This is a genomic window from Candidatus Eremiobacterota bacterium, assembly GCA_031082125.1.
GTDB lineage: Bacteria > Vulcanimicrobiota > CADAWZ01 > CADAWZ01 > Ess09-12 > Ess09-12.
In genome coordinates this window covers 17,181-39,804 of sequence record JAVHLM010000038.1, presented here as the reverse complement: position 1 = coordinate 39,804, position 22,624 = coordinate 17,181, and the positions used below count along the sequence as shown (strand labels likewise).

The 22,624-nt window shown below is 55.4% G+C and carries 21 protein-coding genes; 16 read left to right on the top strand and 5 right to left on the bottom strand.

The window, feature by feature from the left end; translation table 11 throughout:
* The first annotated feature begins 23 nt into the window (after nucleotides 1-23).
* From RDV48_27745 to RDV48_27715, 7 genes are all read left to right on the top strand, one after another.
* A complete protein-coding gene (locus RDV48_27745; GenBank protein MDQ7826628.1) occupies nucleotides 24-977 on the top strand; it encodes a hypothetical protein in 954 nt (317 codons plus the stop codon).
* Between the two features lie 101 nt (nucleotides 978-1,078).
* Complete coding sequence (locus RDV48_27740) at nucleotides 1,079-2,317, top strand: type II secretion system F family protein (protein MDQ7826627.1); 1,239 nt, start codon at nucleotides 1,079-1,081, stop codon at nucleotides 2,315-2,317.
* A gap of 11 nt (nucleotides 2,318-2,328) precedes the next feature.
* Nucleotides 2,329-2,874 carry a type II secretion system protein gene (locus RDV48_27735; protein MDQ7826626.1) on the top strand — a complete coding sequence of 182 codons (546 nt, stop codon included), beginning with the start codon at nucleotides 2,329-2,331 and terminating at the stop codon, nucleotides 2,872-2,874.
* The gene (locus RDV48_27730) at nucleotides 2,871-3,506 is read left to right on the top strand and encodes a hypothetical protein (protein ID MDQ7826625.1); all 636 of its coding nucleotides are present in this window, start codon (nucleotides 2,871-2,873) and stop codon (nucleotides 3,504-3,506) included. The genes RDV48_27735 and RDV48_27730 overlap by 4 nt, the downstream gene beginning before the upstream one ends.
* A gap of 6 nt (nucleotides 3,507-3,512) precedes the next feature.
* Nucleotides 3,513-3,989 (top strand): hypothetical protein, encoded by a 477-nt coding sequence (locus RDV48_27725; protein ID MDQ7826624.1) that lies wholly within the window; start codon nucleotides 3,513-3,515, stop codon nucleotides 3,987-3,989.
* Entirely contained in the window at nucleotides 3,986-4,585 is a 600-nt protein-coding gene (locus tag RDV48_27720) for a hypothetical protein (protein ID MDQ7826623.1), read from the top strand. Before RDV48_27725 ends, RDV48_27720 begins: the two co-directional genes overlap by 4 nt.
* Nucleotides 4,586-4,601: 16 nt before the next feature.
* On the top strand, nucleotides 4,602-4,970 hold the full coding sequence (locus RDV48_27715) for a hypothetical protein (GenBank protein ID MDQ7826622.1): 369 nt from the start codon (nucleotides 4,602-4,604) through the stop codon (nucleotides 4,968-4,970).
* Nucleotides 4,971-4,987: 17 nt separating this feature from the next.
* Here the strand turns inward: RDV48_27715 and RDV48_27710 are convergent, their stop codons facing one another.
* Entirely contained in the window at nucleotides 4,988-5,482 is a 495-nt protein-coding gene (locus RDV48_27710) for a hypothetical protein (GenBank protein ID MDQ7826621.1), read from the bottom strand.
* Nucleotides 5,483-6,318: 836 nt separating this feature from the next.
* On the opposite strand from RDV48_27710, the gene RDV48_27705 reads away from it, so the two are divergent.
* The gene (locus RDV48_27705) at nucleotides 6,319-9,471 is read left to right on the top strand and encodes a hypothetical protein (protein MDQ7826620.1); all 3,153 of its coding nucleotides are present in this window, start codon (nucleotides 6,319-6,321) and stop codon (nucleotides 9,469-9,471) included.
* 145 nt (nucleotides 9,472-9,616) lie between these two features.
* Here RDV48_27705 and RDV48_27700 read toward each other — a convergent pair whose 3' ends face one another.
* Nucleotides 9,617-11,113: a hypothetical protein gene (locus RDV48_27700; protein ID MDQ7826619.1), complete on the bottom strand. Its 1,497-nt coding sequence runs from the start codon at nucleotides 11,111-11,113 to the stop codon at nucleotides 9,617-9,619.
* A 34-nt stretch (nucleotides 11,114-11,147) separates the two neighbouring features.
* Nucleotides 11,148-12,365 carry a clostripain-related cysteine peptidase gene (locus RDV48_27695; GenBank protein MDQ7826618.1) on the bottom strand — a complete coding sequence of 406 codons (1,218 nt, stop codon included), beginning with the start codon at nucleotides 12,363-12,365 and terminating at the stop codon, nucleotides 11,148-11,150.
* 340 nt (nucleotides 12,366-12,705) lie between these two features.
* On the opposite strand from RDV48_27695, the gene RDV48_27690 reads away from it, so the two are divergent.
* Together RDV48_27690 and RDV48_27685 are read left to right on the top strand one after the other, a co-directional pair.
* Nucleotides 12,706-14,028: a putative DNA modification/repair radical SAM protein gene (locus RDV48_27690; protein MDQ7826617.1), complete on the top strand. Its 1,323-nt coding sequence runs from the start codon at nucleotides 12,706-12,708 to the stop codon at nucleotides 14,026-14,028.
* Nucleotides 14,029-14,032: 4 nt separating this feature from the next.
* A complete protein-coding gene (locus RDV48_27685; GenBank protein ID MDQ7826616.1) occupies nucleotides 14,033-14,800 on the top strand; it encodes a TIGR03915 family putative DNA repair protein in 768 nt (255 codons plus the stop codon).
* Here the strand turns inward: RDV48_27685 and RDV48_27680 are convergent.
* The gene (locus tag RDV48_27680; GenBank protein MDQ7826615.1) at nucleotides 14,772-15,392 is read right to left on the bottom strand and encodes a TMEM175 family protein; all 621 of its coding nucleotides are present in this window, start codon (nucleotides 15,390-15,392) and stop codon (nucleotides 14,772-14,774) included. The two genes, RDV48_27685 and RDV48_27680, sit on opposite strands and share 29 nt — an antisense overlap.
* Before the next feature lie 150 nt (nucleotides 15,393-15,542).
* Between RDV48_27680 and RDV48_27675 the strand changes: the two genes are divergently transcribed.
* The 6 genes from RDV48_27675 to RDV48_27650 all read left to right on the top strand — a co-directional run bounded on the left by RDV48_27675 (nucleotide 15,543) and on the right by RDV48_27650 (nucleotide 22,003).
* A complete protein-coding gene (locus RDV48_27675; protein ID MDQ7826614.1) occupies nucleotides 15,543-16,661 on the top strand; it encodes a choloylglycine hydrolase family protein in 1,119 nt (372 codons plus the stop codon).
* A gap of 78 nt (nucleotides 16,662-16,739) precedes the next feature.
* Nucleotides 16,740-18,644, top strand: coding sequence for a hypothetical protein (locus RDV48_27670; GenBank protein MDQ7826613.1), 1,905 nt, complete (start codon nucleotides 16,740-16,742; stop codon nucleotides 18,642-18,644).
* A 249-nt stretch (nucleotides 18,645-18,893) separates the two neighbouring features.
* Nucleotides 18,894-20,027, top strand: a complete 1,134-nt coding sequence (locus tag RDV48_27665) for a cytochrome c peroxidase (GenBank protein ID MDQ7826612.1) — start codon at nucleotides 18,894-18,896, stop codon at nucleotides 20,025-20,027.
* 11 nt (nucleotides 20,028-20,038) lie between these two features.
* The gene (locus tag RDV48_27660) at nucleotides 20,039-21,112 is read left to right on the top strand and encodes a metallophosphoesterase (protein MDQ7826611.1); all 1,074 of its coding nucleotides are present in this window, start codon (nucleotides 20,039-20,041) and stop codon (nucleotides 21,110-21,112) included.
* A 12-nt stretch (nucleotides 21,113-21,124) separates the two neighbouring features.
* Nucleotides 21,125-21,541 carry a cytochrome C gene (locus tag RDV48_27655; protein ID MDQ7826610.1) on the top strand — a complete coding sequence of 139 codons (417 nt, stop codon included), beginning with the start codon at nucleotides 21,125-21,127 and terminating at the stop codon, nucleotides 21,539-21,541.
* Between the two features lie 42 nt (nucleotides 21,542-21,583).
* Complete coding sequence (locus tag RDV48_27650; GenBank protein ID MDQ7826609.1) at nucleotides 21,584-22,003, top strand: cytochrome b5 domain-containing protein; 420 nt, start codon at nucleotides 21,584-21,586, stop codon at nucleotides 22,001-22,003.
* A 51-nt stretch (nucleotides 22,004-22,054) separates the two neighbouring features.
* Here the strand turns inward: RDV48_27650 and RDV48_27645 are convergent, their stop codons facing one another.
* Nucleotides 22,055-22,576 (bottom strand): Hint domain-containing protein, encoded by a 522-nt coding sequence (locus RDV48_27645; GenBank protein MDQ7826608.1) that lies wholly within the window; start codon nucleotides 22,574-22,576, stop codon nucleotides 22,055-22,057.
* Between the last annotated feature and the right edge of the window lie 48 nt (nucleotides 22,577-22,624).

The following is a 22,624-nucleotide window of genomic DNA, read 5'->3' as shown; positions in this document are numbered from 1 at the left end:
GCCATTTCAGGAAGGAGCACGTAATGCCATCACGGATTCCCTGCTTTGCCGCCGACACCGAGTCCCTCTCCCCATTCTTCCCCCTGGCGCAGATGCGCCACTTCGGGTTCTTCTCACAGGCCTTCGCAAAGGAGCTCTCTCAATCGGCGGAGTTCAGCTTCGCCCCCGGTGACGACACGCTGGAAATCACCATAGAAGGGCGGGGCCCTTCATTCCATGACGCCATCACAAAGCTTGCGGGCGAGCTTGAGGTGGATCAGTCCCACATCTCGGCCCTGAGAAAAGTTGACCGCTTCTTTCCCGGCACGGGCACCCTCCTCAAGACTGATTTTCACAGGGAGAAGGAGGGCGAGATCAGCATCTATTACCAGACTCAGCTTTCCCTGAAGCTCGCCTCTTCCTGTGCACACCTGCTTGGGCTTCCCGCCTTTCCGTCAGGGGAGATCGCCGCCCTGGGAAAGCTCCTGGGCCGTAAGGGGGTCTATATGGGGATAGACCTGATGCACGGCGGGGCTCCAGCCTGCGCCATTTTTTTCCCCATCCCCGCGGGCTCGGCAAGGGAAATCCTTCTTCCGGGCCTTCTCACGGCAATGGAGATCCTCTCCTGCGACGGATGGCAGAAGTCTCTCATAGGCCGCCGGCACAATGAGCTCATCTCTTCAGCCTCAGGCGATCTCTTCATCAGCGTCCTTTTCCGCGATATGCTGGTGAAAGCCATAAAGATAGACTACGAAAACGTGCCCGTGCCCCGTGCCTACCAAGTGCTCAAGGAGCTTGAGATCGAGCGCAATGAGATAATCAGGATGGTGAACATCGCTGGTGCTCTTGGCACCAGGACTTTAAGCTACTTCGGCATCAAGCTCGCTGCCGGGCGGCCTGCCCTCCCGAAGTTCTACTTCAAGCGCCCTTACTGGGCCGCAGGCGACGAAGTCGAGCTGTTCGCCCGCTACCTCGAGTCATCATATTTCAGGATCTGAGCACGCTCTTGTAGAATGGCTCCTGTTTATGCTACAATGTGTGGTGAGTTCCTGCACCCGTCAGGTGCCGGAGCCCTGAGACCTTTACGAGGGAGCACCACTTGCTATTTCTCTACCGTTATGCGGCCATAGACACTTTTAACAGGCAGAGATACGGGAGCATCATTGCCTCTTCCGAGCAGGAAGCGCTTGATATGCTCAACAGAAAGCAGTATCAGGTCCGCGAGATTCTCTGCCAGGGGAAGCATGTCACCCTCAGGGAGATTTACAATGAGCTGCTTGACAGCACCGTAAGGCGCATCAGTGATGAGACCGTCCTTCTTTTCACCAGGGAGCTTTCCCTCATGATGCGGGTGGGCATCCCCATAGACAAGGCCTTCCAGACCCTCGCCGGCTATCAGGAGGACCATAAGATGAGAAAAGTCGTGGAAACGATCCGCGAGGACATAAGGAAAGGCTCCTCCATCACCCATTCCGTCACCAAGCACCCCCGCGTCTTCCCTCCCATCTACAGGGCTCTCGTAGAGGTAGCCGAGCAGACGGGCAAGCTTTCCCACATGCTCGACGAGCTGGCCAACTACCTGGAGCGTGAGCTCGACACCAGGAAGAAAGTGATATCGGCCCTCACCTACCCTATTTTCGTAATGGTCTCCACGATATTCATCATCACGGGGCTCATGATCTATTACATCCCCTCTTTCACCAAGTTCCTGTCAGGCATCCAGGTCCCCCTTCCGCTGCCGACCAAGATGCTCATGGGGATCGTCTATCTTTTCCAGAGCCCCGGCGCCCTCTCGACGATCGTGATCATCCTTGTCATTGCAGGCTATTTATACTATAATTTTAGCAGGACGATGGTAGGGCGGTTCTTTGTCGATAACGTCAAAATCAATATTCCCTACATTGGAGATTTCCTTATCATGGTGCGTATGACAAGGTTCACGCGGACCTTTGCCCTTATGTACCGCAACGGCATCAATATCAGCAAGATTCTTGATGCCTCAAAGGATATTGTGCAGAATGAGCCGCTGAAAGACATTCTTGAGCAGTGCAAGGCCGAGATAATTCACGGGGATTCAATCGCCGAATCTTTCAGGACCAAGAAATACATACCCAGCCTGATGAAAAGCTTTATCATCCTTGGCGAGGAGACAGAGGACATCGTTTTTTCAATGGAAAAGATCGCACAGATCTATGACGAGCAGATCGCCTACCGCATCGAGTGCTTCATGAACCTGCTGGAGCCCGTTTTCATGGCAATCGTGGCTGTCGTGGTGGGTTTCGTGATACTTGCGCTCTTTCTCCCGATTTACTCGCTCATTTCAAATATCGGCGGTTAAAGGAGACAGAGGTGAGAAGAAAAGCCCTGGCCAGGGGACTTACGCTCATAGAGATAATAGTGGTGCTCTCCATCATGGCCATCATTGGAGCGATAACCTTTGCGCGCTTCAACCTTTACGAGACAAGCATGGCGGTCCGCTCCTCGGCACAGCTCATGCAGGCAGACTTGAAGCTCCAGGAGCAGAAGGCCTCCACGCTCGAGCAGACCCATGGCATCATGGTGGCACCGTTTCTCTACCCGAATGAATATCACCTTTTCTACAAGGATTCATGCGGATCCGTCCACTACGGAAAGAAGGTGAACTTCAAATCCCTTTTCAACAAGAACGTATGTATTCACCTCGCTATCGAACCTGTGGCTGAAATCCCTGTTGAGTTCAACCCCTGGTCGTCGGGATCAGAGAGCGGGGGAACTTACATTCCAAACGTGAACGAATGGTCCGTCGCGAAGAGGAGCGGCCCTCAAGAGATATTCATTGAAGGAGGCAAGCTCCGCGTGACGGTGAATATAGGCGATGACGGAAGGATCACGCTGAAGGAGACTGAAATACCATGAATGACAGTGAAGGAGCGGTCAAGGCCGTGGTCACGAGGGGCTCTACCCTCATGCTCACTCTCATAGTCGGCGCGATAATATTCATGCTTGCCGTGACTTACAGCACCTTTATCACCGTTCAATCGCGTTCCATAGAGGCAAAGAACAACTCCTCCATGGCTCTCTACGTTGCCGACGCCGGTGTGAAGAGAGCCTTCGTGGAGGTGGTGAACATGGAGCCTGCCCAGTTCGCCGATCTTCTGAACCCGACTGCCCCTCCATCCCCCACTCCATCACCCGTTTACAATGGCACTCCCCTCCAGACTTCCGACGGGATGGCAGGATCCTATGTCTCATGTTTCGCAAAACCTGTCGAAATTAACACTGAAGCCACAGGTACCAAAGCCTACGGGTGGGTACCCATATTGCAGGGCGATCCTTATGCCCCCGCCTCGCCAAGCGCCGCGAAAAACAGGGGGAGATACCGCTACAAGGTGGACGCCGTATCCACGGGCACTATCACCAGGACAAGGGATAACGAGGTGCTGGCGAGAAAGACCTTGAGGGCGAAATTTTTTATCGAGCGCGCAGAAAAGGCGACTGATTACCGGGGATATGGCATAATTTACTACTGGAGCGAGATGAACAGGTAAATGCCCATGAAAAGAGCTCTTCAAGGTCTTTCACTGCTGGAGATAGTGATCTCCATCGCCATCCTGGTGATGCTCTTCTTCACGACCTACGAGATTTTCATCGCGGGCTTCAGGTACTATAAGGCGACACAGGTTTCCTCGGAGCTCATCAGAATCGCCCAGAAAGAAATGGAGAGGATAGTGAGCGAGAGAAACGCGGTATCCACGCCGTGGCAGCTCATCACTGACAGTTATCGTTATATGTGTGCCGTACAGCTTGTGACAGTAACCGGCTCGCATGTCGATTATGAGATGTACGACGTCACCATCACCGTCGAGGGGCCTCTCAACCCGGACGGCTCGGCAGGCTCCCTTACAAGATCAATCACCCTCAATACCATCATCGCGCCTTCCCAGTCATTTTACCCCGAATACTGCGGCAGGGAAAGGTCCCCCCGGGGAGGCTCCATTATCTTCGAAAGGGAGGCCATCCCATCAAGATGATACAGCGCATCGGCCTGCGGGCCTTCACCATGATCGAGGTCATGCTCGGCCTTTTCCTCTTTCTCCTCTGCATCGGCATCATCATGGGCACTTTCTCCACACTCTCACGGACCTACCTGAAGGGGAGCAGCAGGATGAAGCTCGAGGCCTCACTCAGGACGACCCTCGACGTGATGTGCGATGAGATAAGAAGCATTTATGAAGGCGATCTGATTATTACCCCGCAGTGCGCGGGCGCCTCTTCAATTCTTTTTAAAAAATATGATTACCGCAAAGGCATGTTCACCAAAGTTTATTACGGAGTCGATTCCAGCAAGTGTGCCGTGCAGAGATCTGATTATGATCCCGCTGTCGGCCTGACTGCGCCTCTCAGCACAGCATGGATAGGGGAAAACGTTGATCACGTTTCTTTTTATAACAGCTCCCCTCTGAGAATCGTCACTATATCGCTTTACGGCACAGACCCTGTCACAAAAGATCAGATTTTACTGCAGAATGTTGCCTCGTACAGGTCATCGGAGGAGCTGCTGCCCGTCAAGGCCACGGGTAAAAAGGCACCCACGGGCTCATCAACCCTCCTGAAGGCCGTGCCGTGAGAGAAAGGAGCCGATCTTGAAGAAAAATAAAGTCGCGGAGAAAATCGGCACCCTCATGATACTGGGCCTCGGCGTACCATGGGGCGGCATCAACCCGGATACCGCTGCGGCACCCCGCTGCAACAGCCCTTTCCATCCGGGGGCTCTGTATTCATCCGCAGAGGAGAATGCCGGAGCTAGAGGCCTCTGCGGGGAAAAGATCATAGATCTCTCGGTCCTGGAGGAGGTGCGCGCCCCGGAGAAGGGTGCCTTCACCGGCTACGCCCCGGAGGGGGACCTTCTTGGCTCGGTGCAGTGCCAATGCCAGTGCGCCTGCCACTGCTACTGCCACTGCTGGTGCATGTGCCAGTGCCAGTGCCAGTGCGGCTCCTGCGGAGCCTGCTAGCGCTTTCAGAGGCGGAACTAGATGAGAAGAGAGGGAATGGCCAGAGGCTTCCTGAAAAGGGTCCCCCCGCAGCAGGAACAGGCGCAGGCGCACGAGGGAATCCCGCATGAGCTCTCGCAGCTGCACTGGCACCAGCAGTGGCACTGGCAGGCGCACTCACAGGAACAGGCGCCGCAGGAAGTGACGCATGATGCGCAGCTGCAGTTGCAGTCACAGGCGCATACGACCGATGCCATCTCCCTCCGGGCCGTCCTTGCTTCCGTGTCCGAAAAGACAGGGCTCTCCACCGACTGGAGAGCCACTTCAATTTCCTCAGGGGTGAGAGAAGCTCCCTGTGCACACGGGGCAAAACCATAAGCGTTCTCCCCGCCGGGAACGCCGGCTATTGCCGGCGGGACGCAACATGGCGCCTCGCCGCCATAGATAGTCTCCGCTTCGACGGGGAGCATCATGCCGAGCGCGCAGGCGAAAAGTCCTATCTTGACAGAAAATGAAGTGATTTCTTCTTTCATGGACCCTCTGACGGTACGAAGTCATCTATTATCCTATCACAAAAGGAGGCCATTTTCAAGAGGAAGGCCTGTTCCTCGAGAGGCGGGAAAGACCTCGGAGGAGATTTTCCCTGGCACCTGGCAGTCCCAGAGAAGGTACACTTCATCAGCGCTCCCGGAATGAGCGCACTTGCTCACCATTATTATGCCCTGTCACGGTGAAATGGGCCATTTCCGATTTGTTAACATTTGTCCTTTTCTCTCTATCTAAATTTACCTATATGTGCTATAATTAAATTACAACAGCAGGGATAGGTATCCAGATCTATCTTACCGCCCATACCCCACTGAATATGCTGCTTCACCTTCTTACACTTGCCTGTGTTCTCTTTTCTCAGCCGCGGCAGGAGCACATGGAAGTCTTTCTCTGGAAGAGAGGGGTTCTATGCCAGGCGCGGGGGGGCACCCGACAGATGTTCAGTTACCCCCGGATATTTTCAGAGATAGCAGAATTCTGAAAGAGGTGGAGTCATGAAGATGGTATTGTCACTTATTGTGGTAGGGTTTATCATCTGGCTTGCTGGAAAAATAATTGGATATGCGTACGACGCCATCGCCAAGTAAAAGCACAGACTTCACCTGGTGTCTTTCCTCTCTTGTCAATTCCCCACAAGCAGTTCAGGCGGCTGTTTCAGGAGTCGCCTTCCCCTGATGAGACCCTGCCGGCCATAATTGAAGCAAGCCCCTTTCCCTTCTCCAAATGGTAACAACCTGGCAATAGACGCAGAGATGCTCCGGTTCTATAATCATTGTGAGATATCATTGCGCATAATGGGCGCACAGAGGGGGTAAGATCTATGGATTCCCTGAAACAGGCGGGTATGGGACTCACACCGGGAGGCACTGCCGGAGTAAAGCGGCAGCGCCCGGAAGAGACTCCTTCAGCGGATGGGGAGCCGAGAGATTCGGCAGGCATTTCCCTGAAAGATGATCGCAAAGATAAGGCTCCCCCGCATGCGGGAAAAAGCAGTGAAGCCCGGAAGGGCCGGCCTAAAAAAGCCTCAGGTGCAGGGAATTCCATAAAGTCGTCAGAATCGGACAAGAGCGCCTCCCAAAAACCCTTCATTTCGACCATTGATGCCCAGGACAGCATTGATAATGAAGCGCCTGCCGCCCTGAGAAACTCTGCGCGGAGGGCTTCATGCACCTACCTGGGAGACCTTGGAGCCCGGTTAAAAGCCGGCACGGTCAAGGGAGAAGACTTCCGGAAGGCCTCCATGGCGATATACGGGCTCCTGCACAACCCGCAGGGAGATCCCCTGGTCAGGAAGATGGCGCAGGAGCTCATGTTTTCTCATGTAAAAGGGACGACACCCGTCGCTGACTGGCAGCTCAAGAAAGGTCCCGTCGCCGGCCCCTCGGAGTGCATCTCGAGTCTGTGGCGCCGCCTGGAGAATTCTTTTGACAGGACCTATATAGGCCCCGATAACGGCATGAAGGACTTTCTCGATGCCCTTCAGGGCGCTACCGAGGGGAGAAGAGTCCCGGGGGATGCCCTCAAGGCTGCAGCCCATTTTTCGCGGACCATGCAGTGCCGCGGCGACAGTGACTTCAAGCCTGACATCAGGGAGAAGGAACCCCGGGAAAGCGACTTTGCCATGGCCGATGATGCCGCCTCCCTGGTGGAGCATTGGTGGCACCACGGGCAGATTACGGTGACCAGGGACGGCAGGGAGGTGCTCCCCGGATCCCTCGATCTGCGGGAGGTGGTGAGGGGTGAGAAGGTGGCGGTCCATGATTCTGAGATCCGCCTGTCGAGCCCTCCCCGGCGAAAACCTGTCGCCTTGAAGGCCAGGGTGAAAGAGCTGTTCGATTCCATTGATGCCTATGAATTGAAGGACAAGAGCGGGAAGAACGATCGCGACAAGGGACTGGCCATACTCCGGGGTCTTGCTGAAGCCGGCAGCGATGAAGCCAGGTCAGTGCTGGGAATTTTTGTCGAGAGCCTTGGCGGAGGAGATGGCCGGGGTGACTACGACCTGCGGAAAATGGGGAGAATCCTGAAGGAAGGGCAGTCGAGCCCGGCCCTGAGGGAGCTTATCGCCGGGCACCTGCCGGCGCTCTCAACACTCATCTCGAGGCTCGATGCCCGGGAAGCGCTTGTGGGCAACAATCTTGAGGAGGAGGCGAAGGTCGATTTCTTCAAGAACCTGACAGGCACCTTCCCGGAGCTGCTGAAAGATGAGCGGTTCTTCAGGGAGGAGCTTGGGACCCTGCTCACATGTGATGAGATCAATGCCCTCAATGAAACTTGCAGCCACATGAGAGAGCTTTTCGAGAAGGATCCGTCGCTGGTGAAGCCCACAATGGATATTATCCTGGCCGACAGCAGCCGGCCTTATCTTGATGAGCGCCAGTGCTGGCTCATTCATGATGCCTATGAAAAGCACAGCTGGCTTCCCGACCGCGGGCAGGTGGAATATCTTCTCCCGAAGCTCTATCAGCCTCCCGCCAGGGAGGGGCGCTCCATCTTCCACTCCGGGTATTCCGACTCGGGAGAATTCCCCCTGGTGCTCTCCCTCTTCAACCGCCTCAGGAAGGAGAAGCCCGCCCTCATAGAAGGCCTTGAGCTTCCCGATATGAGGGGCCGCATGGTGACGCTGGATGAGGCGCTGAAGGACCGGGTCTTCAATGATTCCGCCAGCGATGACGATCTGATGCGCGCTCTCTGCACAAGAAAGGGAAGCTCGGGCTCATGCCGCTGGGCCGGTGATTTCTACGACTTCATTGTCCCCGATGACAGGGCGGCCGGCCGTTTCCTTGATGCTTTCGAGAAAGATTACAAGGCCGCAGGGGCCCTCAGGAAGCTCACGAGGGAAGGCAAGATCTCCTTCACCATTCTCTCGTCCCTTGCCCTGAAGCCGGACCAGGAGGTGCGCTTCAAGGATATAATAAGGCCGGAGCGCTTTGAAAAACAGGGTTTCTATATCTTCAGCGATTACATAGACGGGATCCGCAGGGAAGAGATTGCACAGGATATGCAGAGACTGCAATCCGGCACCCTGTCGGCGTCGGCGCAGTGTGACACCGCTATGGATGCATTGAAAATGACCCACCGCATGGGGATTTCTTCCGATGTGGAGCGCAGAAGCGATGAAATTCTCAATGCTATGGAGGAAGGAATCGGAAAAGCTTCCGCGGACACCGGGAAAGAGGCTGACTCGCTGCTCTCGAGGCTCAAAACGGATATTGCCGCAAATGGCACCTTTGACAAGGCCCCTGAAGCGACTCTCCTTACCTTCCAGGTTCTCGAGCGGCTTTCCCGGAAGTCCCCTGCCCTTTTTGACTCCCTTTACGGTGCGCTCAAGCCCTTCCTTGATCGTGACCTTGGCTACGGAAATGGGGTGCTGAACAAGCTTCTCGATCCCATGAGGGAAAGACTTATCAAGGAGACAATCGACGGCCTCTGGATGCCGTCGGTCCTTCCCATGGAGAGATTCCGGAAGGCCTCTGAAGGCCTTCCGGGAATTGCCGGAAAAAGCTACACTCTCGGGAGCACGTGGGATCTCCCCAAGGTGACGGAAGTATTTCATGAAGGCATGAAGAGCTATACCGCCTTCCCCGACGTTCAGGATATGGCGCTGAAGCTCGGCAGTCCCGCCCTTGTCCTTGATGCCTACGGTCATTTTGCTGAGAAGGAGAAGGACGATGCAGGGATTGGAAAGGCCTGGTTGAGGTTCCGGGACGTGATGGAGCATGTGGACGGTGAGAGCAATTATAAGGTTGCCATGAATTTCTACGACTTCATCGAGGAAGAAACGGCCAAGGGCCGCGACCGTGAGCAATGTCTCAAGCACTGCATGCGGGCCTATACCATGGAGATGGACCCCCGCAACGTCGCCTGGAGCGATGACAGCGCGCAGGAAGCAAAAGGGATTGTGGAATCAGGCGACGACTCAGTGAGCATAGGCGGCATAAGACTCAAGGTCCGTTCTTCTGAGAGTGAATAAAAGAGATGAAACCGCCATCCTCATCGAATGACCCTGCCGGCGCCGCTTATGGTGTGAAATCCCTCTGCCCGGAAGAGCTCAACAGGTAGGATCCGAAAACCCGGGAGAGCTCCCAGTCTTTGACCGGGACAGGCATGATTTTGTCTCAGCTTTTTTCAGCGCTGATGGTATAGCCCAGGTCTTTCTCTCCCAGGCCGTACACGGCAAGAAAGAGCTCCCCATCTCCCGGGCTCACCGTCGCCTCGCCATCCTTAAACCTCAATGGCTCCACCTTGAGCTCTTTTCCATTGAAGCGCATCAGCTGGACTCCATAATCCAGGTCCTGGGGGTTCTCGGGTGAGGTAACTTTCAGAGAGAGCTTCATCTCTTTATTATCAGTGTTATTGAGGGCGATATAATCAACGCCGGAGCTTTTCAATGTTGAGCTGTGCTCGGCAGGGTATTTTTCGAATGGCGCAGCCACTTTCATAGGAGGCACCGGGAAGGACGAGTACCTGTAACGGCTGTCGGTGACACCCCTGGAAGAGGCGAAATTTGCCACCACCCATTGATCAAAGAGGGAGCGGAAGTTTTCAGGGCGGTGCAGCGTGCTTAGCGTGTCATTGATAGAGAGGGCTCCCTGGGAAGGGTTTGAGACAAGGGCAGGGAAAAAGCCGGCTCCCAGCTGCTCCATGAGATACGTACCCCAGAGAAGGCAGGCCCCGTAGTCCACAAAGTCCTTCACCATGAGAGGTGAAGAGGGGTTTGATGCATATCGCTCCATATGCTTGCTGTCAGTGAAATAGCCTGTGGCGGTCATTGCCGCTTCAGAACAGCTCTCGTTGAGCCACGATTCCTCCTGGCTGTCGTAGTTGAAGTGGATCATGTGCTGAAGCTCATGGGAAGTCACCGAGAGCATATAGTCTGAAGCTATGGGTGTTTCCCTGGAACCGCAGTTGAGGTAAAGCATTTCCGCTTCATTGCTGTGCTGGTGATACTTCTCCCACGCGGTGGCATCATCCATCTCGTCAAAGGCGTTGAAATAGCCGTCAAAACCCTGTCCCTGGTAATTTCCCAGGTTGGTGACAAAAAGGTAGACCCTGGGATCGTTGTCAAGAGCGTCAGGGATATTTCCGAAGGTCTCGGTATCGACATCGTAGATCCCTTTTTTCGGGTTGAGAGACGAGGGAGGCGTCTGATTTTCAAAGGTATTGAGAAGCTTCTCGATATCGCCTGCCTTGACTTCCTTGCCCCAGCACGCATCTTCCACGAAAGCATAACAGTTTTTCCCTGCCTTCTGGCAGGTGGCGTCAATCTTCTTGAATCCCGGCGGCATCTGCGCAAAATTCCACCGCCAGAAGCTCTTTTTCGTGCCTTCCCGGGGAGGCGGCCCCGAGGCCTTTCTCGCCTTTCTGACATCTTTCGGATCGATAGTCTTCTGAGCCGTATCGATATACTCCCGGGGAGTGAGCGTTGTTCCTTCGTGGATGGAGGCGTTTTCGGCGGGGATGCTCTTCTCACCGCGGTCGAGGGGAGAGGCCGCGGCACTTCCCGCTTTCTCCTCTTTCGTGAAAACATCTTTCTGCCCGCTCTCGCCGGCCGGGATAGGTATCTGCGCCTGCTGACGACTCTGTTGAACAAAGGGTGTGTTCTCAATTTTCATCGGTGATCCCTCGCATTCTCAGTGCGCCGGAGCTTTATTTATTTTCAGAAGCCTGCCGGCTCAGTTTCATCAGCGCTTCATCCCATTTCGTATCCTTCGACAGGCCCAGTTCCTTGTAGTCGTCTCCGGGGGGGGCACTGCTCCCGTCGGGGAGCTCAATGTGAAGGCCATGGGCTCCAGTTCTCTCCTTTGCATGCTGTTCAGCGATCACCGCATCCCTGACAGAATTCATCATTTCACGGGCGGCCTGCCTGAGCGCCTCATCTTTCACCCCGGGATTTCCCGCGATCCTTTCTGCAAAATCATACTGGTCCTTAAAGCCCTCAAAGGTCTCGGTGGAGCTTATCATGCTTCTTATCGTCTCAGGAGGCGTATCAGTGGCAATAAGCTTCTCTGCGAAGCGGTCAGTTGCCCGCGCAAGAGCGCTCATTTTTGAAAGCTCGATGGCGGAGAGGGTAGGCAGAGTATCGGGATACCCTTCTGCTTCTTTTACCACCTTTTTTGCCACTTCATCAGGAGAGATATCCAGCTTGGCCGTCAGGGCCCTCTGGAGGCTCTTCAGGATCTTCCCGGAGAATATATTGATATAGGGCCATCCATCGACACCTTCAGTTTCTTCGGAGGCAATCATGAAATCGGCGCAGTCCCTGAGCTCGTAGCCGACCTCTGAAGAAGCCATCAGGCATGCGTCAAAGCCGACTATGTCAATCTTTTTCCCGACCTGCTTCTCCGCCTCTTCAATAGCGGATCTTATCTCGCCGGTCTTCATCCATCCCTTGTGGGAATCGTCCTCCATCGCCCCCGGCCACCCGCCGCCATGATCAGCCATGATGAGGAAGAAGTGCTCCGAGGGATAGCTCTTCGCAGCCCATACTATGGAGTCAGTGAGCACTTTCGGGTCCGCCATGTTGACCTGCCCGAGGTCCTCGAGGACAGGGGAGTCGATTGCCGAGGGGTTGTTATCCTTCCCGATGAGGAAGCGGCGGCATCCCTTCCACCCGCCGCTGATTTCCGAAGGATTCTCGCCCCTGTCTATCTGCACCAGCACGTTGGTGTTTTTGTCAGAGCCTACTTTCTCAAGATCAATTACATCCTGGATGCAATCGTAATCCAGGTTGTTGTCGCCTCCCGAGTACAGGAGCACGGTCCATTTCTTATCTCCCGCTGCTCCGGCAGTCCCCGCTGCGTGGCTGCCAGGGAGCGACTGGCCGTTCTTTATGCCTGACTGCATGGGTGTCGGCTGAATGTTCATATATCACCTCGTTCCGGGAGTTTATCCGGCAAGAATGAACTACCCATGGAAAAAGTATATCACAGCCCCGGAGGGAAGGCAACAGGGAGAGGACAGGATGAGGCTTCAGCACCTCCAGCAAATTACAGGGGATGTCCCTAAATGGCATCTCCCGTGAAACTTTCACTGCATTTTTCACCACTGACATCCATGTGTCACTGAGATATGCGAGAATAATAATGGCTGCCTGCGGCCCAGGCGGCCGGGGCATTTCCCGGGCGGCGGGCCGGCCTATCCGCTGCCAGAGGGCGGGAGCAGGATTATTCATGGCATCGCGGTAAGAAATAGCCAGGAGATTTCCATGGTTTCTTTCGCAGACATCCAGGCAAAGCTCACCGTGCTCTCGGGCGCGGCAAAATACGATGTATCCTGCGTGTCAAGCGGCAGCAGGAGACGTGGGGTAAAAGGCGGCGTTGGCAGCACCGCCCCAAGCGGCATCTGCCACAGCTTCACTTCTGACGGGCGCTGTGTGTCGCTCTTGAAGATCCTGTTCACCAACGACTGCATCTTTGACTGCAGCTACTGCGTCAACAGGCGCTCCAACGACGTGCCCCGCGCCTCCTTCACCGAGGGTGAGGTGGCAGCCCTCACCATGGAGTTTTACCATAGAAACTATATTGAGGGGCTCTTCCTCTCATCTGCCATCACCCGCTCACCCGACTACACCATGGAGCGCCTCGTGAGGACCGTGAAAGACCTCAGGCTCAAAGAGCGCTTTAACGGCTATATCCACCTTAAAGCCCTTCCCGGAGCCTCGAAAAGCCTCATCATTGAGGCCGGCAGCTACGTGGACCGGCTGAGCGCCAATATCGAGCTCCCTTCCCGGGAGTCCCTGAAGCTCCTCGCGCCGCAGAAAAGCGGTGAAGGGATCCTCTCGGTAATGAAGTCCATGGGAGCAGAGATCACCAGGTACAGGGAGGAGAAGGAAAAATCCAGGAAAGCGCCGCCATTCATCCCCGCGGGACAGAGCACGCAGCTCATCGTGGGGGCCTCCCCCGAGAGCGACTCCACGATTCTCAGGCTCTCGGAGTTCCTCTACCGCAGGTTCAGCCTCAAGCGGGTCTTTTACTCGGCCTATATCCCGGTGAATGAAAGCCCGCACCTGCCCGCTCCCGTCGAGCCCCCCCTTCTCCGTGAGCACCGCCTCTACCAGGCCGACTGGCTGCTTCGCTTCTACGGCTTCGCTTCTGCCGAGCTCTTCGGTGAACAATGCAGGAACCTTGACGAGCGGTGGGACCCCAAGACAGGGTGGGCCCTGGCTCACCCCGAGTTCTTCCCGCTGGAAGTGAACAGCGCGCCCTACGAAGCCCTGGTTCGCGTGCCCGGCATAGGAACCTTGAGCGCGAAAAGAATCATCGCCGCCCGGAAACTCCACTCCCTCTCCCTTGAGGACCTCGCGCGGATAGGCGTGGTAATGAAAAGGGCCCGCTTCTTCGTCATGGCAGCCGGAAAATACTGGGAAAAGATCCCTTCGGATATCTCACGGCTTCAAGATATACTCACGGCACCAAAGGCTGTGCGTAAAACAGATCGCCCCCCGGGGGGCTATGAGCAGCTCCCTCTCTTCCCTGAATATGAAAGGCAAAAAGCGGGGTACCTTGCCGCAGTGACGGGAGAGTTCTGACAGTATGGCCATCTATCTTTACGACGGCTCATTTCCCGGCCTGCTGACGGCTCTTGAGCTTTCCTTTTCCGGCGGCCCGCTTCCTGAGGCAATCACGAAAGAGGCCGCCCTGCAGCTCGATCTTTTCTCCACGCCGCAGGAGATAGCGACCGATGAAAGGCTCGCGCGGAAAATGGCCGCGAGGATCAGGGAGGCCATATCGCCATGTGCCTTCCGGAACATACTCTATGCATACCTTTCAGAAGAGCGCGGGATGGAGATGAAAATACTGTCGTACCTCGGTAAGGGGTGGCAATGGGGCAGCGCCCTTGACAGCGCCCATCACGATGAGGAGGTGAAGACCCTTCATATGATGGTGAACCGCGTAAAACTTGAAAGCCACCGTATGAAAGGCTTCCTGCGCTTTCAAAGGGCCGGCGGAGCCCTGCTTTATGCCCCCATAGAGCCTGATCACTTCATCCTTCCCCTTGTCGCCCCTCACTTCGCAAAGCGCTTTTCCCGGGGGGAGTGGGCCATCCACGACAGGAGAAGGCAGAAAGCCGCCCTCTGCAGGGACTCCCGGTGGGAGATTGTGGAAGTGCTGGAAGAATCAATCCCTGCCGCGGACAAGGAGGAAAAAGCCATCAAGGCTCTCTGGAAGACTTTCTTTGAAAGCCTCGCCATAGAGACGAGAGAGAATCCCAGGCTCCAGAGGCGCATGATGCCGGGGAGATACTGGAAGTATCTCCCCGAGTGCGGGGCTTCTACGACTTCAAAAAATCGTAAAGGATGAGGGGGAGAAATATATAGATGGTGCTGCTCAGGGAGGCATGGAAGAATGAGAGCCCCATTGCAATGAGCGCAAGGCCCGGCATGAATAAGGTCTTCATCAGACCCCGCCGTATTGTTTTGCTGTCAAGCCCGGGATCAACAAGGCGGTGATTGTATGTCGCATACCACCAGTTTATGAAAAAGAGAACGCCAAGAATAAACAGGTTTGCATCCAGGACAAGCTCCGCGGCCTGCACCCCGTCGTGCTTGGCCGAGAATTGAGTGGCAAAAGGAACAAGAACTACGAACATCATGATGAAGACATTGTTCCAGAGAATCACCCCGTCAACGCGGTTTATTAAAAAAAATTGCTTGTGATGAAGCATCCAGAAGATGGCAAGCACGATAAAGCTCATGGCAAAGGCGTTCAGGTGGGGCCATAGGTTCTGAAACATGGCGACGATTGCTGCAAAAGTGCATTCCCGGGGAACATCGGGAAGCACAAGGTTCAAGACAAGAAGCGTCATGGCGAAGGCAAAGACATTGTCCGCCAGTGACTCCAGGCGCGTCGTGGTGAGCCAGTAGTTTTTTTCTCGCTTGTCCTCATCGCTCATAAGTATTGATTTTCACAGTCCCCGCGGGAATCCTCCTTTCAGGGCCGGAAAGAATCCCCTTCAAGGCCCTCCGAAGGTATTTGCCCCTGTCCCGCAGAAGCATTTTTTACGCTCACTTCGAGAAATTGCAAAACCACAGGGAGGTACACTATGGTCAGGAATCTTTCATTTTTTCATATCCTTTTGCTTGTCTGTGCCTTATTGATCGCCACACAGGGGGAAGCATCGGCCTGCACGGGCATCTCGGTCAAGCTCGCCGACGGCACCTGTGTCCACGGGAGAACGCTGGAGTTCGGCGTTGAAGTGATATGCTCAATTGCCTTTGTCCCGCGCGCCTTTGAATTTGCCGGCTCTGTGCCCGGCGGCGGCCCGGGGATGAAATACAAGGCGAAATATGCCTCACTTGGCTCCATTAACTATGGCAACCTCGCCATAATGGACGGCATCAATGAAAAAGGCCTCTCCGTCGGAGCATTTTATTTCAGCACCTGCGCGGAATATGCGCCGCTCACAGAAAAAAACAGGGCATCGGCCCTGTCGCCCGTTGATTTCCCCAACTGGATACTGACTCAGTTTGCCACCATTGATGAAGTCCGCTCAGCCATTGAGCAGGGGAAGGTCGCCGTAGTTCCCACGCCGGTGAACGGCTGGGGGCCCGCCGCGCCGCCCCTGCATTATATCGTGTACGACAAGGCGGGAAAAAGCATCGTGATTGAGCCAGTCGGAGGGAAGCTCAGGATATTTGAAAATCCCCTTGGCGTCATCACCAATTCGCCCGGTTTTGACTATATGATCACCAACCTGAGGAATTATATCCACCTGAGCACTGTCAACGTGGCCTCCCTGACTATGGGCGGCCTCACCCTCCTTCCTTGCGGCCAGGGAACGGGCATGGTCGGCCTTCCCGGCGATTACACCCCTCCGTCAAGATTTGTAAGGGCGGCCTTCTTTTCCGCGAACGCGGTCCCGGTGAAAGACGTGACGGAAGGTATCTTCCAGGTGTTCCATATTCTCAACAATTTTGACATTCCCCGCGGGATAACAAGCTCGACCGACGGAGGCACCGTCTATTATGATTACACCCAGGCCACCGTGGCAAGGGATCCCCGGAATCTCCGTTATTATTTAAGGATGTACGGCGACCAGACAATAAGAATGGCAGATCTGAAGAAATTTGATCTTGATTCTGCCAGGGCCCTGACGGTGAGCACTATGGAATTCAGGCAGTCTGTCGTAGACATCACTCCGGAGCTGAAACCCGTGAAATGATCTTCACGCGCATTCTCATAAGGCTTGTCGCGGTCAGGAGGAAAGCCTGATACGCAGTTTCATGAAACAGGAGGGTGTATGAAAAAGCTTGGAATCGTCCTGATGGCTTCTTTGATGGTGAGCTGTGTGATTCTTCCGTTCTTTGCGGGATGCGGGGGAGGCAGCGGCAGCTCGGGAGGTGGAGGCATCTGGGGAGGGCCCTATCCTGCAAATCCCACGGTGAGCACCGTTTCAAACCTCACGAATCCGGGTGAGCCTCTCCGATCCGGCGACTGGTGCGAGGTCACCGGGAGCAACTTCTTCATGCAGAGCAGCAGCAGTTACGTGAACTTCACCTTCCAGGATAATACTTCCGCAAAAGCCTCGCTCTACGGGACCTGGACCGATACCATGATAACCTGCAGAGTCCCTGACGGCGTAAAGGACGTGACCTTCAGGGGCACCGCAACGGTCACCGTGGTGATAAACGGCGTCACTAGCAACTCCGTGAGCACCCAGACCAATCCCACACCAAATCCGAGCCCCCAGCCGTCGCCTCCCGTGCCTTCACCGTCGCCCTCTCCCACGGCCACCGTCTCGCCGTCGCCTACTCCATCACCTGCGCCATCGCCGACGACATCACCGGGGCCCACGCCCAATCCTTCGCCGCTGCCCACTTACTCATCCCGTGACATGGTCTTCTCATCGGAGGCCACTAACCTTGTGAGCGGCGTCACCACCGGCGGCATGAGCCAGATATATGCCCATAACCCTGTCTCGGGGGGCACTTACCTGATAAGCAGGACCTCTTCAGGCGCCGCTGCCAATCAATCCTGCGTGATGCCTGTCATTACCCCTGACGGCCGCTATGTGGCCTTCATGTCCCATGCCACAAACCTCACCTCGGACAGCAATCCATCCGACGCCTCCCAGGTCTTTGTCTATGACAGGAGCACGGGCACCACGGTCCTTGCAAGCAAGTCCTCCGGCGCATCAGGAAGCGCGGGAAACGAGGACAGCTCGATACCTTTCATTACCGGTGACGGCCGCTATGTGTCATTTGAGTCCTTCTCCACCAATCTGATAAGCGAGAGCGTCACTGAAGGCGTTTCACAGGTATACCTCCGTGATCTGACCGGCCAGACCACCACCCTGGTGAGCAGGGCCTCTGATATCGTGGGAGGAAGCGGGAGCCCCGGCAATATGATAAGCAACTATTCCTCGGTGTCTTCAGACGGCCGCTACGTATGCTTTCAGTCGATGGCCACCAACCTGGTGAGCGGCACGTCAGGATTCCAGTACAACGTATTTGTGAGAGACCGGCAGACCGGCACCACGATAATGGCAAGCCGCGCCGACGGCGCATCGGGTGCCCAGGGCAATGACATGAGCATGTATCCCTGCATCTCTTCAGACGGCCGCTATGCGGCCTTCGAGTCGTACGCCACGAACTTCGTGGAGGGCGTGCCTGCAGACTATGAGCAGATCTATCTGCGCGACCTTGTGAACAACACCACGACCCTGGTGAGCAGGGCCTCGGACCTCATCGGCGCAGCGGGGGCCATCGGCGACAGAAACAGCTTTTACCCCTCCATATCATCGGACGGGACTTACATAGTGTTCTCCTCGGCCGCCACCAACCTGGGAGGGGCGAAGAAGCCCCGGGCGGACATCTCGCAAGTCTATGTGAGAAGCCTGGGGAATCTCACGACGACCCTCGTGAGCAGAGCGGCGGGCGCCTCGGGGAGCGCGGGAGACAAGAACAGCTACTTCACCACGGTCTCTCCTGAGGGCCGTTATATCGTCTTTGAATCCGAAGCGGCGAATCTCGGGGCTTCAAACGGCCTGCTGAATGTCTTCCTGAGGGACACCCAGGAATCCTCGACGGCGGTGATGAGCACCGCAACGGGCGGCGCGGCGGCAAACGCCGACTGCTTCCTCCGGTCAATGTCCCGCAAGGAGCCAGCTCACCGCTCCCGGAATAAGGGAGCGAAAAAACCTTGAAGTTACATGAAGGTGGGGCATGAGGTGCCTCCAGCTCAGTCATAAAAGAGCTTCTGCCTGGGGGGAAGAGGATTTTTCCTCTTTTAAAAGAAAATTAATAACAATTCTCAAATATAGATGGAGAACTGCCTCAAGACATCATAGAAATTCAAGTAAATAATTGACTGCTCTATTGAGTGGCATGGCAAGGTTTCCAGTCTTCTTCATACCGCCTGATATGGAGCACAAGGAGGTAATGCTATTAAGGTAATGCTCACCGTAATCACCATGGTCCTTGCACTGGTGGTTCTCATCGTCACCGCAGGCAGCATCTCGTCCAGTCCATCGGCACCGCTGGGGCTGCCTCCTCCCAAATACCCCGGGGAAAATCCCCAGAGCGCCGGGAAGATAGCCCTTGGGAAAAAGCTTTTCAATGACAAGAGGTTCAGCACCACGGGCGACGTGAGCTGCGCCACCTGCCATGCAGAGGAAAAGGCATTCACCGACAGCCCTCTCAAGACATCTGAAGGGATCCACAAGCTGAAAGGCACAAGAAACGCTCCCACGGTGATCAATGCCGTCTATTTCGACCTGTTTTTCTGGGATGGGAGGTCGCCAAGCCTCGAGGACCAGGCCCTGCACCCCTTCACCAACCCTGTGGAGATGGGTCTCAAGGACCACCAGCCCATCCTGGATATCGTGCGCTCCGATCCTGAGTACCAGAAGCAGTTCAAGGCAGTCTTCAACAAGAGCGGCAAAGAGATTACGATGGGTGAGGTCACCAAGGCCATTGCCTCTTTCGAGAGAGAGCAGGTGACGGGCAATTCACCCTTTGACCGGTATTATTTCGGGGGTGAAAAGAGCGCCCTCACGGCCCCGCAGAAGCGCGGCCTTGACCTTTTCATCAACGAGGGGCGCTGCGTGTCGTGCCACGTGATAGAGCAGACCCAGGCCGTATTCACCGATAACCGCTTTCACAACGTGGGCGTGGGAATCAACAATATCCAGAAGGAAATTCCCGCACTGGCACAAGAATTCCTGAAAGCCGAGGCGACAGCGTCACAGGTTGACGTAAAGGTCCTTTCCGACAAGAAGACCTCGGAGCTCGGCCGTTTTGCCCCCACGCGGGACTTTGACGATATAGGCGCCTTCAAGACCCCCACGCTTCGCAACATAGCCATCACTGCTCCTTATATGCATGATGGGAGCCAGGCGACGCTCCGCGACGTGGTAGTCCACTACAATAACGGGGGAGTCACAAAGAAAGGCGATCCGGTAAACGACTTCCTGGGCAGCGGCATAAGGCCACTGAATCTCACCGAAGCACAGATTGACGATCTTGTGGCCTTCCTGGAGGCTCTTACCAGCCCGGAGTATATGCACCTTGTGAAAAAGGCAAAGTAAAGGAGGCGCCCATGGAAAAGAGTCTATCACGCCGTGACTTTCTGAAAGGTGCTGCCGCGGTGACTGCAGCGACAGCCCTTCCTCTCACCACGATAAACCTGGCTTTTGCTGATCCCGCGAAGGACTTTACCTTCGCCTACATCTCGGACGCTCATATCCAGCATATCAAGGGAGACAAGTTCGTGCGCAACTGGGACCGCGGCCTTATCCGCGCCGTTGCCGAGACAAACCTGCTCACGCCGAAGCCTGACTTTGTAGTCTTCGGAGGCGACCTGGCGCAGCTTGGCACAAAGGAAGAGCTCGATCACGGGGCGGAAATGCTTTCAAAGCTGGACTACAAGGTCTATCACGTCATGGGAGAGCATGATTACTACCTTGACCTGGGCTCATACTGGTCAAAGCTTTTCGGGCCCCACCACTACAGCTGGGACCACAAGGGGGTGCACTTTGTGACCCTCAACAGCATTCTCACTTTTGACGACTGGACCTATAACCGCTGGCCTACTGCGAAACAAAGGATGCAGGAGATGGCGGGGCTTGATAATCCTAACGGCTCCCCCTTCATGGTGGGCGACAAGCAGATAGAATGGCTCCGCAAAGACCTGGAGAGAGTGGACAGGAACACCCCTGTCGTTCTCTTCTCCCATTCCCCCATCCAGAAGATCTTTAAGTCATGGAACTTCTGGACTGATGACGCGGAAAAGGTCCAGGGGCTCCTCAGGCCTTTCAAGGACCCCACCGTGGTCTATGGCCATGTCCACCAGATCCAGTACAACCAGATAGGCCCCATAAGCTTCTATGCGGTGATGGCAACGGCCTGGCCCTGGCCTTACCCATCAACCTATGCCCTGAAGGAGAACAATCTTCCCAAGCTCACCGTGCCCATGAACCGGGCTGACCCGTTCTTTGAGCGTGATGCAACAGGCTGGCAGCTTGTGGACCTTAAGAGCGGCCGTATCACTGCAGATTACAAGCTTTTCGACAACAAGAACCGGGTCGTTCGGTATAACCCGCAGGCAGGGCATCCCGAAGACACGGTATACCAGAATCCGGAGAGCCGGACGGCGCCGCAGATCCATTACTAAAGGGAGGGAAAGATGCTTAAAAAGACCATTGTCATCGCCTTGCTTTCACTGGTATATATCACCGCCATCGCGGTGCAGGAGCCATCAAGGGCTGACCAGTTCACCAGTGATGATGTCAAGCGCTGGGAACAGGAGTATATGTCGATGGTAAAAAAGGGGCGGGAGCTCTTTGTCAGCTCCGAGCTCGGCACCAACGGGGTAGCCTGCGCGCAGTGCCACCCGAACGCGGCCAACACCCACCCTGAGACATACCCCAAGTTTCAGAAACAGCTGGGAAGGGTTATCACCCTTCGCGAAATGATCAACTGGTGCCTGATAAATCCCCTGGAAGGGAAAGCCCTGGCCCCCGACGATCCAAGGATGACCGCCCTTGAGGCTTATATCACCTCTGAGCGGAAAGGCGTGCCTCTTGCACCGGGCAAGCACTGATCCGGAAAAAGATTTTTAACTCTATAAGAGAGAGGTGGCTTGATGAGTAAATTGTATTCCATCAGCAGAGGTGTCCTGCATGTGCTCTTCCTTCTCCTCATTACCGCCATTCTGATTTCACAGTCCGGCTGCCCTTCTCACGCGGTACAGGACCAGACTGTCTCTTCGGCACCACAGGCACCACAGGCGCCGCAGGAATCGCAGGCCACGCAGGCCACGCAGACTTTCACCCTCGCGGAGCTTGAGAAATATGACGGGAAAGAGGGCAGAAAGGCTTATGTGGCCGTTGACGGCGTGGTCTATGACGTGACGGGCAGCAAGTACTGGCCGAAAGGCAGCCACAGAATGTGCTCCAAAGGCGCGGCGGCGGGAAAAGATCTCACCGAAACGCTGAAAGTCTCACCCCCCGCGATGAAAACCCTGATAGTAAAACAACCGGTAGTGGGAGCCCTCAAGAAGTAAGAAAGGGCTTTGCCGCCCTTTCTTGCTTACAAAGTCTGAACTGCTCCTTGCTCAGGCAGCCTTCCTCGTCACGAGGTCGAGGACCGTTCCTCCGCTCACCAGGGCCGCCACGTGCCCCACGAGGTAGGTCCCCGCCGCTGTCCTGAGGTTATAGACGATATTTGTCTTCCTGAAAACCTCCGAGACGGCCACTCCAAGGGTATCACCCGATACGGTGAAGATCTCGCTCATCTCGCGGCACTCCACCCAGCAGCGCCCGTTGTAGAACTTGTGGTTTGACGTTGCAAGAATCGTGTCATGGTCCGACAGGCGCACTTCCCTGATTTCGAACTCGCCAAGGTGCACATCAAGGTGCTCGACCCTGGTCTCGGTGATGTCCCTTGTCTTCAGGTCAAAGGTATAGACATAGTCTCCCTCTCTCAGGAACTGTATTTCCCTTATCCCCTGGGGTGTCATGACGGGGGTCTTCCCCGAGAAACAAGCCTCCTGGTGCCGCTTGGGCTCGTATGCCGCCACGGTCTCCCCCGCTCCCCTCTTTTCCCCTGACAGCTCCGGGATAGTGTTCCCAGACATCTTTCCCCCTCCTTATAGATCGTCTGCTTTTTCCGTGATTTCATGATA

Coding starts and splice junctions, on each gene's coding strand:
- RDV48_27690 (MDQ7826617.1), top strand. CDS start 12,706: ATGGTTTCTTTCGCAGACATCCAGGCAAAGCTCACCGTGCTCTCGGGC.
- RDV48_27680 (MDQ7826615.1), bottom strand. CDS start 15,392: ATGAGCGATGAGGACAAGCGAGAAAAAAACTACTGGCTCACCACGACG.
- RDV48_27725 (MDQ7826624.1), top strand. CDS start 3,513: ATGAAAAGAGCTCTTCAAGGTCTTTCACTGCTGGAGATAGTGATCTCC.
- RDV48_27695 (MDQ7826618.1), bottom strand. CDS start 12,365: ATGAACATTCAGCCGACACCCATGCAGTCAGGCATAAAGAACGGCCAG.
- RDV48_27730 (MDQ7826625.1), top strand. CDS start 2,871: ATGAATGACAGTGAAGGAGCGGTCAAGGCCGTGGTCACGAGGGGCTCT.
- RDV48_27650 (MDQ7826609.1), top strand. CDS start 21,584: ATGAGTAAATTGTATTCCATCAGCAGAGGTGTCCTGCATGTGCTCTTC.
- RDV48_27700 (MDQ7826619.1), bottom strand. CDS start 11,113: ATGAAAATTGAGAACACACCCTTTGTTCAACAGAGTCGTCAGCAGGCG.
- RDV48_27745 (MDQ7826628.1), top strand. CDS start 24: ATGCCATCACGGATTCCCTGCTTTGCCGCCGACACCGAGTCCCTCTCC.
- RDV48_27685 (MDQ7826616.1), top strand. CDS start 14,033: ATGGCCATCTATCTTTACGACGGCTCATTTCCCGGCCTGCTGACGGCT.
- RDV48_27665 (MDQ7826612.1), top strand. CDS start 18,894: ATGCTCACCGTAATCACCATGGTCCTTGCACTGGTGGTTCTCATCGTC.
- RDV48_27675 (MDQ7826614.1), top strand. CDS start 15,543: ATGGTCAGGAATCTTTCATTTTTTCATATCCTTTTGCTTGTCTGTGCC.
- RDV48_27645 (MDQ7826608.1), bottom strand. CDS start 22,576: ATGTCTGGGAACACTATCCCGGAGCTGTCAGGGGAAAAGAGGGGAGCG.
- RDV48_27705 (MDQ7826620.1), top strand. CDS start 6,319: ATGGATTCCCTGAAACAGGCGGGTATGGGACTCACACCGGGAGGCACT.
- RDV48_27655 (MDQ7826610.1), top strand. CDS start 21,125: ATGCTTAAAAAGACCATTGTCATCGCCTTGCTTTCACTGGTATATATC.
- RDV48_27720 (MDQ7826623.1), top strand. CDS start 3,986: ATGATACAGCGCATCGGCCTGCGGGCCTTCACCATGATCGAGGTCATG.
- RDV48_27670 (MDQ7826613.1), top strand. CDS start 16,740: ATGAAAAAGCTTGGAATCGTCCTGATGGCTTCTTTGATGGTGAGCTGT.
- RDV48_27710 (MDQ7826621.1), bottom strand. CDS start 5,482: ATGAAAGAAGAAATCACTTCATTTTCTGTCAAGATAGGACTTTTCGCC.
- RDV48_27660 (MDQ7826611.1), top strand. CDS start 20,039: ATGGAAAAGAGTCTATCACGCCGTGACTTTCTGAAAGGTGCTGCCGCG.